Source organism: Flexivirga lutea (genome assembly GCF_054778955.1).
In genome coordinates, this window is sequence record NZ_BAAGZB010000001.1 from 661,899 (window position 1) to 674,704 (window position 12,806).

General features: G+C 66.6%; 11 protein-coding genes. 5 read left to right on the plus strand and 6 right to left on the minus strand.

Annotation, left to right across the window (positions count from 1 at the left end; translation table 11 throughout):
• Window positions 1–22 precede the first annotated feature (22 nt).
• The 3 genes from ACYVBN_RS03230 to ACYVBN_RS03240 are packed head-to-tail and all read right to left on the minus strand — an operon-like array spanning window position 23 to window position 4,052.
• A complete protein-coding gene (locus tag ACYVBN_RS03230) occupies window positions 23–1,063 on the minus strand; it encodes an LLM class F420-dependent oxidoreductase (protein ID WP_460599790.1) in 1,041 nt (346 codons plus the stop codon).
• Window positions 1,063–2,463, minus strand: a complete 1,401-nt coding sequence (gene hydA / locus ACYVBN_RS03235) for a dihydropyrimidinase (RefSeq protein ID WP_460599253.1) — start codon at window positions 2,461–2,463, stop codon at window positions 1,063–1,065. Before hydA ends, ACYVBN_RS03230 begins: the two co-directional genes overlap by 1 nt.
• Window positions 2,460–4,052, minus strand: coding sequence for an NCS1 family nucleobase:cation symporter-1 (locus ACYVBN_RS03240; protein ID WP_460599254.1), 1,593 nt, complete (start codon window positions 4,050–4,052; stop codon window positions 2,460–2,462). Before ACYVBN_RS03240 ends, hydA begins: the two co-directional genes overlap by 4 nt.
• Window positions 4,053–4,253: 201 nt before the next feature.
• On the opposite strand from ACYVBN_RS03240, the gene ACYVBN_RS03245 reads away from it, so the two are divergent.
• Window positions 4,254–5,822, plus strand: a complete 1,569-nt coding sequence (locus tag ACYVBN_RS03245; protein WP_460599255.1) for a PucR family transcriptional regulator — start codon at window positions 4,254–4,256, stop codon at window positions 5,820–5,822.
• A gap of 126 nt (window positions 5,823–5,948) precedes the next feature.
• Here the strand turns inward: ACYVBN_RS03245 and ACYVBN_RS03250 are convergent, their stop codons facing one another.
• Window positions 5,949–6,791: a nitrilase-related carbon-nitrogen hydrolase gene (locus ACYVBN_RS03250; protein WP_440281250.1), complete on the minus strand. Its 843-nt coding sequence runs from the start codon at window positions 6,789–6,791 to the stop codon at window positions 5,949–5,951.
• A 419-nt stretch (window positions 6,792–7,210) separates the two neighbouring features.
• Here ACYVBN_RS03250 and ACYVBN_RS03255 point away from each other — a divergent pair, with 419 nt between their 5' ends.
• A complete protein-coding gene (locus ACYVBN_RS03255; protein ID WP_460599256.1) occupies window positions 7,211–8,674 on the plus strand; it encodes an HNH endonuclease signature motif containing protein in 1,464 nt (487 codons plus the stop codon).
• Window positions 8,675–9,088: 414 nt separating this feature from the next.
• Here ACYVBN_RS03255 and ACYVBN_RS03260 read toward each other — a convergent pair whose 3' ends face one another.
• The gene (locus tag ACYVBN_RS03260; protein ID WP_460599257.1) at window positions 9,089–9,583 is read right to left on the minus strand and encodes a hypothetical protein; all 495 of its coding nucleotides are present in this window, start codon (window positions 9,581–9,583) and stop codon (window positions 9,089–9,091) included.
• A gap of 380 nt (window positions 9,584–9,963) precedes the next feature.
• On the opposite strand from ACYVBN_RS03260, the gene ACYVBN_RS03265 reads away from it, so the two are divergent.
• On the plus strand, window positions 9,964–10,281 hold the full coding sequence (locus tag ACYVBN_RS03265; RefSeq protein WP_460599258.1) for a hypothetical protein: 318 nt from the start codon (window positions 9,964–9,966) through the stop codon (window positions 10,279–10,281).
• 173 nt (window positions 10,282–10,454) lie between these two features.
• Here the strand turns inward: ACYVBN_RS03265 and ACYVBN_RS03270 are convergent.
• Window positions 10,455–11,665 (minus strand): IS3 family transposase gene (locus tag ACYVBN_RS03270; protein WP_460599259.1). Its coding sequence is split into 2 segments (ribosomal slippage): window positions 10,455–11,413 and window positions 11,413–11,665, totalling 1,212 coding nucleotides; the frame shifts between segments, so codons are not numbered across the junction.
• Window positions 11,666–11,742: 77 nt separating this feature from the next.
• Between ACYVBN_RS03270 and ACYVBN_RS03275 the strand changes: the two genes are divergently transcribed.
• Window positions 11,743–12,051: a hypothetical protein gene (locus ACYVBN_RS03275; RefSeq protein WP_460599260.1), complete on the plus strand. Its 309-nt coding sequence runs from the start codon at window positions 11,743–11,745 to the stop codon at window positions 12,049–12,051.
• A 384-nt stretch (window positions 12,052–12,435) separates the two neighbouring features.
• Window positions 12,436–12,768, plus strand: a complete 333-nt coding sequence (locus ACYVBN_RS03280) for a PASTA domain-containing protein (RefSeq protein ID WP_460599261.1) — start codon at window positions 12,436–12,438, stop codon at window positions 12,766–12,768.
• Window positions 12,769–12,806 lie beyond the last annotated feature (38 nt).

A 12,806-nucleotide genomic window follows, 5' to 3' on the forward strand; every position in this document is an offset into this window, starting at 1 on the left:
GTCTCGATTCGCTCGTTCCTCGCTACTCGACCGGCGTGGAACGCGCGTCCTGCTGCAGATTGACCAACGGCATCACCCGATCGGCGTATGCCGCCAGGGTGTGCTCCTTGTCGTCGTGCTGCAGGTAGACCGCGAACTGGTCGACGCCCAGCTCGCGCAGCTCCTCGATGCGCTTGACGTGTTCTTCCGGCGGGCCGATGACGCAGAAGCGGTCGACGATCTCGTCGGGCACGAACTGGGTGTGTGTGTTGCCGGCCCGTCCGTGCTGGTTGTAGTCGTAGCCCTGCCGTCCGGCGATGTAATCGGTCAATGCCGTGGGCACGCCGGAGGACTCGCCATAGCGGCTGACGATGTCGGCGACGTGGTTGCCGACCATGCCGCCGAACCAGCGGCACTGGTCCCGGGCGTGCTCGGCAGCCTCGGCGGTGCCGTCGGTCACGTATGCCGGGGCCGCCACGCAGATGGTCAGCTGGTCCGGGTCACGACCGGCGGCGCTCGCCGCCGACCGCACCGCGTCGACCATCCAGGCGGTGATCTGCGGATCCGCCAGTTGCAGGATGTAGCCGTCGGCGACCTCACCGGTCAGTTGCAGGGCCTTCGGGCCGTATGCCGCCACCCATACCTTGAGCCGGGACATGGTCGCCCATGGCAGGCGCAGCGTCGAATCGCCATACGACACAGCCTCGCCGGACGCCATACCCCGGATGGCGCCGACGGCTTCACGCAGGGCGGCCAGCGTGCTCGGACGCCCGCCCTCGACCCGGACCGCCGAGTCGCCCCGTCCGATACCGCAGACGGTGCGGTTGCCGTACATCTCGTTCAGGGTCGCGAACAACGAGGCGGTCACCGTCCAGTCCCGGGTGGTCGGGTTGGTGACCATCGGTCCGACGGTGACCCGGCGGGTGCGGTCCAGGATCTGGCTGTAGATCGGATAGGGGTCCTGCCACAGGATGTGACTGTCGAACGTCCAGACGTGGCTGAACCCGAGTCGGTCGGCTTGCACTGCCAGATCGACCACCCGCGCCGACGGGGGAGTGGTCTGCAGGACGACGCCGAAGTCCATCACACGAGGTACTGCGACAGGGAGCGCTTGAGGAATCGGCCGCGACCGGGGGAGCCGGTGAATTCGCCGGCGTGCAGGACGATCTCGCCGCGCGAAAGCACTGTGTCGACCTTGCCGGTGAACTCCCATCCTTCGTAGACGGAGTAGTCGACGTTCATGTGGTGGGTCTGTGCGGACACCGTCTGCTTCGCGGTCGGGTCGTAGAGCACGATGTCGGCGTCGGAACCCGGAGCGATGACGCCCTTCTTCGGATACATGCCGAACATCCGTGCCGGCGTCGCCGACGAGATCTCCACCCAACGCGCCAGACTGATTTCGCCCCTGGTGACGCCGAGGTGCAGCAGGTCCATCCGGTGTTCGACACCCGGCAGTCCGTTGGGTATGGCGCGGAAGTCGTCCTTGCCGAGCTGTTTGTCGGGCACGAAACAGAACGGGCAGTGATCGGTCGCGACCACGGACAGGTCGTTCGTGCGCAGGCCACGCCAGAGCTTGGCCTGCTCCTCCTGCGGTCGCAGCGCCGGCGTGCAGACGTACTTGGCGCCCTCGAAATCTGGTCGTGCCAGATCGGATTCGTCGAGGAAGAGGTATTGCGGGCAGGTCTCGCCGAAGACATTGCGGCCCGCGTCGCGCGCCTCGGTGACGACGTCCACGGCGGCACCGCTGGACAGATGCACGAAGTAGAGCGGCGCGCCGGTGACGTCGGCCATCTGGGTCGCGCGGTTGACCGCCTCCGCTTCGAGGGCGATCGGCCGGGTGAGGCCGTGGTACTTCGGTTCGGTGTGGCCCGCGGCGATGGCCCGTTGCACGATCTGGTCGATGGCGGTGCCGTTCTCCGCGTGCATCATGATGGTCGCGCCGTTGTCGCTGGCGCGATACATCGCCCGGATGATCTGGTCGTCGGTCGACAGGAAGACCCCCGGATAGGCCATGAACAACTTGAAGCTGGTGACGCCCTGGTCGACCAGTCCGTCCATTTCTTTCAGCGACGTCTCATTGACGTCGGCCAGGATCGCGTGGAAGCCGTAGTCGATGCAGGCCTTCCCCTCGGCCTTCGCGTGCCAGGTGTCGACCGCTTCCTGCAGCGAGCCGCCCTTCTGCTGCACCGGGAAGTCGACGATGGTCGTGGTGCCGCCCCAGGCCGCGGCACGGGTGCCGGTCTCGAAGTCGTCGACGCTGAAGGTGCCGCCGAACGGCATGTCCATGTGGGTGTGCACGTCGATGCCGCCCGGCAGGACGTATCTGCCGGAGGCGTCGAGTGTGCGGTCCGCGCTGATGCCGAGCGTCGCGGCGGTTCCCGGTGCGAGCACCGCGGAGATGATCTCGCCGTCGACGAGCACGTCCGCCGGTGCGGCGCCCTGCGGTGAGACGACCTGGCCGCCGCTGATGAGTGTTGTCGTCATACTGTGACTCCTTCGTCCTCCTCGGCGGGTTGCGCCGAATCGTCATACGAGACAGGTGCTTTCGACAGCTTCATCAAGGCGGTGTGTATGACGGCGCCGGCGACCAGGCCGATGATCCAACCGTAGTCCGCGAGCGGCTTCAGGAAGGGGATCATGCCGTCGACCGGGAAGGGCCCGGTCTTGTCGCCCTTGGCATCGACCCCCGAGTAGGACCCGCCGCCGGCCAGGACCGCCGCGACGACGAACGAGCCGACTGCGATCCAGTTCCATCCGCCGCGGAACCAGTAGAGGCCCCGTCCCCGGGTATAGAGGTCGCGCACCACGAGCTTGCGGCGGCGCACGAACCAGTAGTCGGCCAGCAGGATGCCGGCGACCGGGCCGAGGATGGCGCCGACGAAGTTGAGCCAGGTGAAGATGTAGATGCTGGGGTCCGACACCAGTTTCCACGGCATGATCAGCACGGACAGCACACAGGTGATGAGTGCACCGCGCCGGAAGTTGATGTGCCGCGGGACCGCGTTGGCGAAGTCGTAGGACGGACTGACCAGGTTGGCCGCGACGTTCACCGCGAGGGTGGCGATCATGACGGTGGCGAGGGCGAGCAGCGTCCCCACCCAGTTGTCGATGCGGGCGGCCAGCTGGATCGGGTCCCAGATGACCTCGCCGTAGACCTTCTCCGAAGCGGAGGTGACGAACACCGACAGCAGTGCGAAGAAGGTCATGGTGGTGGGCAGCCCGTAGGTCTGACCGAGCATCTGCTGACGCTGGGAGCCGCCGAACCGGGTGAAGTCGGAGATGTTGAGCGACAACGTCGCCCAGAAGCCGATCATCCCCATCAGCGCCGGCCCGAACGCCTTCCAGAACTCGTGACCGTGCAGCGTGCCCGGCTGGGACAGGATGTCGCCGACACCGCCCGCCTTGATCCACATGTAGATCAGCAGGGCGACCGCTGCGACGAGCACGACCGGGGCGGCCCAGTTCTCGAAGTGTTTCAGGGTGTCGATGCCCCGCACGATGATCGCGATCTCGATGAGCCAGAAGACGATGAAGCTGAGCCACTGGGTCCAGGCGAAGTCGCCGATGTGGCCGGCGTTCTCCCAGCCGCTGCCGAACATCTTGCCGGCCAGCAGGAAGATGCCTTCACCGCCGATCCAGGTCTGCACCCCGAACCAGCAGGTGGCGGCCAGAGCACGGATGAGGGCCGGCAGGTTGGCGCCGAAGATGCCGAACGACGAGCGCGCGAGCACCGGGAACGGTATGCCGTACTTCGTGCCACCGTGGCCGTTGAGCAGGATCGGGACGAGGACGATCACGTTGGCCAGCAGGATGATGAAAACCGCTTGCTGCCAGGACATTCCGGCCGCCACGAGTCCGGAGGCGAGGAGCCAGGACGGGATGTTGTGGCTCATCCCCACCCAGAGCGCCGTGTAGTTGTAGGTGTGCCAGGTCCGCTGCGTCACCGGCACGGGCACCAGGTCCTCGTTCGCCAACGCCGGATCGGTCAGGACCCGGGTGTCCTGGAGTTCGACGCGACCGTCGGGGCCTTCGATCTGACCGTCGCGGGCAACTGATGAGGCATCGACGGTCATCGGCAGGGCTCCTTCGCATCGAACGAGAATGCCGGCCACAGTAGCCGCGCCCAGCGTGCTCGAACTCGTGCACGGTGTCACGCATCACAGCCGCTGCGTTGCGTGTTGTATCGCCGCCAAACCGGCCGCACGCGGGCGACGGATCAGGGAGAGTGAGGGGAGCAGACGACCACGATCAACCCCTGCCGGAAAGGCGGTCCGATGCAGTTGATGACGCTGGCCGAGGTGATCGAGCTCGCGGCGAGCCGCGAGGGCCAGCCGGAGGTGGTGCACGGCCACGACCACCTGTCGGACCCCGTCCGTTGGTGCCATGTGGGGGAGGTGCCCGACATCGGCACCATGCTGACCGGCGGCGAGGTGGTGCTCACCACCGGTGCGATGCTCGCCGCCGACGAGGATCAGGTGGAGTATGTCGAGAAGATCTCCGAGGCCGGCGCCACCGCGGTATTCCTCGGCATCGGCCGCACCTTCGACGACGTTCCACGCGCGTTGTTGCGGGCCTGCCGCGCCGCGGACCTGCCGCTGATCGTGATGTGGCGACCGGTCGCCTTCGTCACCATCACCGAGGAGGTGCAGACGACGATCCTCGCGCGCGCCACCAGCCGATCGACGGTGTCGGAGAACGTGCGGGACACGTTGCACCGCTTGACGATCCAGCGTGCTCCCATGCAGGCCCTGGTCGACGAGCTCGCCGGGCTGGCAGGGTGCCCGGTGGTCGTGGAGAACACCGCTCGGCAGGTGCAACTGGCAGCCGGCGAGGCCGGGCTGCGGGAGGTGTTGCGGGACTGGACGCGGCTGTCGCACTACGTGTCGCGCTGCGCCGGAGACGGTGACGTGCACACCACGCCCGACGGCATCGTGGCCGCGACGTTGACCGAGGAGGGCCGCCCGTGGGGCACCCTCATCCTCTTCGCTCATGGTGAACCGGCCGAACGCTCGGAGGTGGTCGCCCGACGCGGCGTCGAGGCCCTCAACCTGCACAAACTGGTCTCCCGTGGCAGCGGCGACTGGCAACGGGAGGCGCAGGGTGTGCTGCTGGCGGATCTGCTCGGCGGGCACGGGGGCGTCGACCTGTTGGAGCTGCGGGCCCGTGCGTCCGGCTTCCGGATCCGGCACAACCGGCTCACCCCGCTGGTCGTGCGGCTGGCCAGGAGCCCTCGGGAGTGCTCGATGCTGCTGGACCGAGCGCGGTCGGTCGCCGGACGGTGCGGCGTCGGGGCGCTGCTCGGTCCGGTGGAGCACGGCACCGTGCGGATCCTGGTGTCCAGTGGTGCCGCCGACCACCCGGTCCGCACCGTGGACGAGTTCGGGCGGCAGCTGTCCGCCGAGTCCGACGGGCGGATCGCGCTCGTCGCGGCCGGGCCGCCGGTGGAGGGCCTGGCCGGGCTGGGCCGGTCGTTCGCCCGTGCCCGGCAGACACTGGAGGTGGCGACGCGGCTCGGCTGGCGTGACACGATCGTCGTCCGGCTGGCCGATCTGCGGCTGCCGGGTCTGGTGGAGGTGCTGGCCGCCAATCACGACGTGCAGGACTTCGTGGACCGCGAGCTGGGCCCGCTGCTGGACAGTCCGGAACTCATCGACCTGCTGGAGAGCTTCATCGCGAACGGCCTCAACAAGTCCTCGACGGCGCAGGCGCACCACCTGTCCCGTCCGGCGGTCTACCGCAGGCTGGACCAGATCACCGAGCGGCTCGGTGTCGACCTCGACGACGTCCGGGCGGTCGCCGGCCTGTATGTCGCCCTGCTCGCACTGCGGGCCCGCGGCCGCTGACCGGCGCTGGTCGAGTAGCCCCATGACGCCGGTCGAGTGCCGACGTCGCTGGTCGAGTAGCCCCATGACGCCGGTCGAGTAGGGCGAGCCGCTAGGCGAGCCCGTATCGAGACCTCGCCATACGACCTATCGCTCGGTGATGGCCGTGTAGGTGTCCGGACGCCGGTCGCGGTAGAACGCCCAGGTGGCGCGCTGCTCGCGGATCGCGTCGAGGTCCAGGTCGCGCACCACCAGTTCCTCGACCTGGTCGGAGGCGACGTCGCCGACGAACGCGCCGCGTGGGTCGGCGAAGTACGACGTGCCGTAGAAGTCGTCGTCGCCGAGCGGCTCGATGCCGACCCGGTTGAGGGCACCGACGTAGTACATGTTGGCGGCGGCGGCGGCGGTCTGCTCCAGCTTCCACAGATGGTTGGACAGACCGCGAGACGTGGCCGACGGGTTGAAGACGATCTCGGCACCGGCGAGGCCGAGTCCGCGCCAGCCCTCGGGGAAGTGCCGGTCGTAACAGATGTAGACGCCGACCTTGCCGACCGCCGTCTCGAAGACCGGCCAGCCGTCGTTGGCGCCCGGCCGGAAGTAGAACTTCTCCCAGAACCCGTGCAGCTGCGGGATGTGCGTCTTGCGGTATTTGCCGAGGTACTTGCCGTCGGCGTCGATCACCGCGGCCGCGTTGAACAGCACACCCGGCTGCACCTCTTCGTAGATCGGCAGGATCATCACCTGGCCGGTCTCCTTGGCGATGGAGCTGAACCGCTGCACGATCGGGCCGTCCGGAATGGCCTCGGCGTACTCGTACCACGCCTTGTCCTGGACCTGCGCGAAGAACGGTCCCATGAACAGCTCCTGGAAGCAGATGACCTGGCTGCCCTGCCGGGCCGCCTCGTGCGCGATCTCCTCGTGCGCGTCGAGCATCTTGTCCTTGTCCCCGCGCCAGTGGGTCTGGAACAGCGCGGCTTTGACAGTGGTCATGGGTGGCCTCCCACGGTGGCTGGGTCAGTGGTGGAAGCGACGCTAATCCTCCGCGGTCATCCGAGGCCCCGTCGTGATGTCACGAGAATCCGCGCCGGTGTTACACCGTGTCGAGAACTACCTCGGCTATGCCGGATGGCGAAGTTGTCGGTTGTCGATCTCCACACGACGATTCCGCTCGGTATGACGATGGCTGCGTTGCGGCGTGCCGTGAGCGCGCAGCGGCGACGCGTCAGCAAGATTTGGCTCAGCAGCGGGCCGGGCAGACCTGGTCGGAACCTACCCACGCCGATTGGCGCCTGGACCGGCCGGCTATACGGATCACCCGAAATGTGTTCGATGAAATGCTAGCCGTTGTCAGTGCCTTCCGGTAAACTGTCAGCAGACGAAAAACCAATGAAGAGAAGGGGATTCATGTCATGATCACTGATCCAGCCGTGATGTGTGACGCCCCTGCTGTGCCCGGTCGTGGCTCCGAGGTGCTGACCGCCTTGGAAGCGGCTGCCGCGGCTTTGGACGAGGTCCCGCGCGTGATCCACCAGCTCGGTGGCGCCGATGAAGACCGACTGGTTTCAGTGTTGCTGCGACTGCACGGCCGATCCGCGCAGGTCGCTATGGTGGCGACCGCGGACGCGGTGGATCGAGGTGCCGTGGCCGACTCGGACTCGGCCAACACCAGCCAATGGTTGACCGCGCACCTTGCCGACGGAGTACCAATCGAACCCAAGACCGTACGGGCCATGTCCTCCGTCGCCGACGCATGCCGGGAACGGAAAAACCAGGTCATCACGGCCGCACTCGTCGACGGGTCGTGCTCGATCGAGTCCGCCAAGACAGCGTTGACGCAGGCGGACAAGGTCGCACCCGTGATACCGACCGCGGACCGGGACGAGATCCTCGGCTGGTTCCTGCAGATCGACCCCACCTTGGGCAGTGAGGGTCTGACCAGGCTGACCCGGCAGATCATCGACCGGTTCGACCCGGACCGACTGTCCAAGGACGACGAGAAGCTTGAGAAGACCGAGTCGTTGACGTGGTCGACGACGGCGACCGGGATGACCCGGCTGGTCGCGGAGCTCTCGCCCGCGAACGCCGCGATCCTGAAAGAAGCGATCAACGCCAAGTCGGCCCCTCGTCCCGCGAAACCCGCAGATGCGGGTCGAGTAACGGCGGAGCAGCGAAGCGGGGGAGCCGGCGTATCGAGACCCGATACGTCCACGGACAAAGCGGACCACCCTGAGGGCACGTCCCCGACCGGCCGGACCGGCGGGACAGGCGAAGCCTTCGGGCTCGGCGCCGACGACACCCCAAAAGCTTCCGGTGAGTCACTACGGGACGAACGGTCACCGGCCAAGCGGCGCGCCGACGCGCTGATGGAACTGGTCGGTGCCGGCGCCCGGGCAGCAACCGGGGAAGGCACCCAAGCCAGTGCCGCCACCGTCCTACTCACCATGGGGTTGCAAGACCTGCTGGCCGGGCACGGCGCCACCACCAGCACCGGCGACCCGATCGATGCCGGAGCCGCCAGACGGTTCGCGTGCACCGCCGACCTCATCCCCGCCGTCCTCGGCGGACCCAGCCAACCCCTCGACGTCGGCCGACGAGAACGCTTGGCCACCAAAGCAATCCGGGCGGCCGTGATCCTGCGAGATGGCGGATGTTCCTTCCCTGGCTGCGACAGACCGCCGGGTTTCTGCGAAATCCACCACGTTCGATCTTGGTGGACCGGCGGCGACACCTCCCTGATCAACTCGGCACTACTCTGCGGTCGCCACCATCAGACCGTGCACCGGCAGGGCTACATCGCCTACATCGACGCCGACGGTGTGCACTGGGTCCTGACACCCGGGCTCATGCAGGGCCACCAGACCGTCGCCGCCTGAGGACACCCTGGCTGAACCGGCACCCTCCGGCTGCCCGATTGCCGATCGGGTAACGACGTGACATTCATCGCCGCGGTTACGGCGGACCGTACCGCTGCCACAACTCGAAGCGGTCTGCCCCTTCGACCGGCTTAGCGTCAAACACGTTCCCGTCGTGCTCGAGTCTGTTCTGCTCGAGCTCGGCAACTGCATACCAACCCGGTCCATAGTCCTCATCCGGTTCATCACGCCGGCCGTCGACCCAGTTGACCTGGTACCAAAGCCACTCGCGCCTCACCCAGAAGATCGGAAAGCTGCGCATGTGGCTCACGTGGGTCGTCAGAAACGCCTCGACATGCCCGCCACGACTCAACTCCCACACTGCATCGCGGAATGGATCCAGCCGGGGATCACGCGGCCAGTCCCCAGGGGACGTCACGACCGCAGTATGCAGTCGATGGAATCGACCCGAAGGCCAACAGTTGCAGCACCGCCGTGTTGCCCGATTACCGACCCGCATCCGGGCGGGCAGTAGAACGTGGCCATTCCGTCGTCTATAGAGCGGATGACGGTCAGCAGGTCTGCGCCGGAATTGACGACAACCGTTTCTTCCGCTGCCAGGTCGGCAGGCAGGTCGAGTGCCTGTTGGGCATCGGTTAGGCAGATTGAGCAGCCCGTGGGAAGGATGACCCAGTTGGCTGCGGCGGCGCCGCGGACCAGCAGGTCCCAGGTGTCATCGCCAGAGACATGAGTGGCCATCATGCAGCTGTCGTCCAGAGAAATGTCTGCCTCACCGTCGGCCGTCTTCACACGGAGCAGGCCGCCCTCGTCGGATGCGACGTGCGGCCGCAGAACAGCGCGCATCTCTGCTTCGCCGCCTTCGGAAGCATCACCACCGGCGAACCCCTGGAAGTAAATAGCGAACGACATGCCCACATACTGACGCCTCAGCGCCCGCAAGCTGGAGCAACCCGCACATTGCGCCGCCGCAAGACGATCGCCTTCGGAGTTCCGTCGGAACCCGCATAGCGAGGTCGGTGTCATCGCCGCGCATGGGCACGCGCCGTCATCGCGCCTCAGCCAGCTGTTCCTTGTAGGTGCTCGCGCGATGTGTCATTGGTGCGTGTCCCCGACCCGCGGTTGGACAAGAAGTCGGGATGCCGGAAATCCGAACAGCCGCCACGACGAGGCTGCCCGCCGTTACTCTCGATGGAGCCGACCCATCACTACGACACGATGAGATGCGATTCATGCCGGAGATTCCTTGCCGCCCCCAGGGTGACAACGGCATCTGCAGCTATCCAGACCGAGTGCTCCTGGTGAACGGCGGGCAGCTCTCAGTGGTGAGCGGGAGGGTCGCAGAAATGGTCCTCCCGGAGTTTGGACCCGGAACAGTCAACGAGCTGGAGTGGATGTCTGGCGAAGAGTACGACGAGGTGGCTGACCTCGTGCTTGACGTGATGCGCAGCCGGAGTCCCCGCGAGAACGAGTTTCGGCCAGCGGCATGGATGCACGAGGAGCTGGAGAACCAGCTGAGCCAGATGGAGAAGCGACTGTCGGAGCTGTCGGTCGAGAACGGCGTGATCGTCCGCTGCTCGTGCGGACACACATGGGTTACCTCGTCATGAGCAGCGATGGGCCTGGCGCCGATGTCAATACCGACGACAATCGGCCAGTGTTACGACAACCCCAGTTTGACGAAGAGATCTACATCAAGGCACTTCCTGACCTGATCGGCAAGTCTCTCGACGCCGCCGACGGCGCGTGCGCCTGGGGTTGACCCCGTTTTGTGGACATCGGGTTAAGCGGCTTCGTCGGCCGCGGTGGTGAGCGTGTTTTCGAAGGCTACTGGGCTGATCTGGCCGAGCGCACTGTGCCGACGTCGATGGTTGTAAACGGTGTCGATCCAGGTGCTGACGGCGGCGATCGCGTCGGCGTGTGTGTCGAATGAGTGTCGCTGGTAGTACTCGGTTTTCAGCGTGGACCAGAATGATTCCTGCTGTGCGTTGTCCCAGCAAACTCCGGTCCGGCCCACGGACAGGCGCACGTCGATCTCCTCGGCCACGCCCGCGAGCTGGGTGGAGGTGTACTGACAGCCTCGGTCCGCGTGGAAGATGACCTTCGCGGTCGGTCCGGTGGCCGGGTCGCGGAAGGTAACCGCGCGACGCAGCGCCTGCTCGACCAGGTCGGTGTGCAGGTTGTCGGCGAAGGCGTACCCGAGCACCCGGCGTGAACACCCGTCACGGACCGCGCACAGGTATAACCAACCCTGTCCGGTCCGCAGGTAGGTGATGTCGCAGGTCCACACCACGTTGAGTGCGCCACGGTCGAACCGGCGCTCGACCAGGTCCGGGATCGCGTGCGGGTTCTGGTCCGCGATCGTGGTGACCGGCCGCCAGGGTCGCGGGCTGATCCCGCGAATATCGTTGGCTCGCATCAGCTTCGCGACCGTCTTACGCGAGACGACCTCGCCGCCGGCGCGCAGGTCCGCCAGAATCCGGGGCGCCCCGTTGACCCCGTCCGAGGCGTCGTGGGCGACCTTGATCTTCACCACCAAGTCAGCACGACGCGCCGCGCGCGGACCGAGCTGCGCGCCGGCTCGGCGGGCGACCCAGGCGTAATACCCCGACCGCGACACGCCCAGCAGATCGGCCATCCGTGCCACCGGTGGCATGTCAGGGGTTGCCTTCTCCGCCTCGATCACTGCGAACGCCTGCTCGGATTCGAGTTCTCGACTGCGAAGAAGGCCGCTGCTTTTTTCAAGAACTCCCGGTCCATCCGCAGCTCGGCCACCTCACGTTGTAACCGGACCAGCTCGGCCCGCTCGTCGGCGTCTATCGCCTCGGGTGAGTCGTCCATCCTCGAACGTTCGATCGCGACCCACCTGCCCAGCAACTGCTCCCCGACACCGATCTCTCGAGCGACCGCCGCGATCGTGCGACCGGTATCGATGACCAAGTGCGCGGCCTCCTGTCGGTACTTCGGGGTGTAACTCTTCCTCTTGGCACCCATAAGGGCATCCTTCCCTGCCAGGCCAATGCCTGACGATCAGGATGTCCACCGAACGGGGTCAACCTCACGCCGCCATCGTGACCGCGGCGTTCTCCATCGCGACGGCATACGGGGCCGCGATCGCTCTGGTCACCCCGAAGGACAAGCAGGCCCCCGGCGTCGTCCTGACCCCGTTCATCGCGCTGGCCGTGGCGGTGACCATCGCCATGGTGGGCAAGGCGGCAGGCATCAGCCTGGGGCCGGTCCATACTGTCGACGAGGCCCGCGACAGCATCCGCACAGCGGTGCGAAAAAAGCGTGTTGCTAGCTGGGTCGCGATCGTGGTGCTGGGGTTCGGGCTGGTTGTCGCAGGATTCGTTCTGAACGCCACCTTTAGCGCGTCCTAGTCATCGCGTGCGCTTCCGTGACGGCGAACCTGCCCCTGTGACTTGTGACTGACGAACACCGCTCGGCGGCGACGCCTGCGCAGCCCGTCCGCAGGAGCCCTTATCGGGTGCGAACTCCGTTGGCTCGCGCCGCTGTCTCGTCCATCGGCGCCGCGGCCGACTACGCCGCTGAGTGGCTGCCCGAGGACGCGGCGCAGGAGACGCGATCAAGCTGAGGATCGAGGCATGACTTCTGAGCGGAATGTTTGGCCGGCCGGGGTCCGGGCACTTCGTCCGCCTGTCACACCGCAAGCGGATCCTCATCTGGCACGCCCTGCCGGGCAGTTTCATCCTTGGCGGTCGCCGTGATCGGGTGGACGATGGTTCCAAGGAGGTTCGCCGTACATGTCCCGTGATTCTTCGCGTTACGCCAACATCGTTGAGGTACCCGACGTCGTCGGTCTGCATGTCCGCGACGCGGCCCGGGTGGCCCACGTCGCCGGCCTCAAGCTCGCGCAACCGGACCCGGATGGACCGCCAATGACTGCTCTGACCTGGCCCGACGATTACTGGATCACCGAGCAACAACCACCTGCCGGATCCAGTTCCAGGCGTTGGGATCCGCTCGTCGTTCACTGGTCGGCCTCGCCGGGCCAGGCCGGTGTTCGCGAGCCGCGACGACCGTCTGCGCCGATAGGCACGCTTACCGGCGAGATCGACCCATCGACGAACCGATAGCCGATCGTCACGCGGAGCGTGCCACAACAGGATCACGG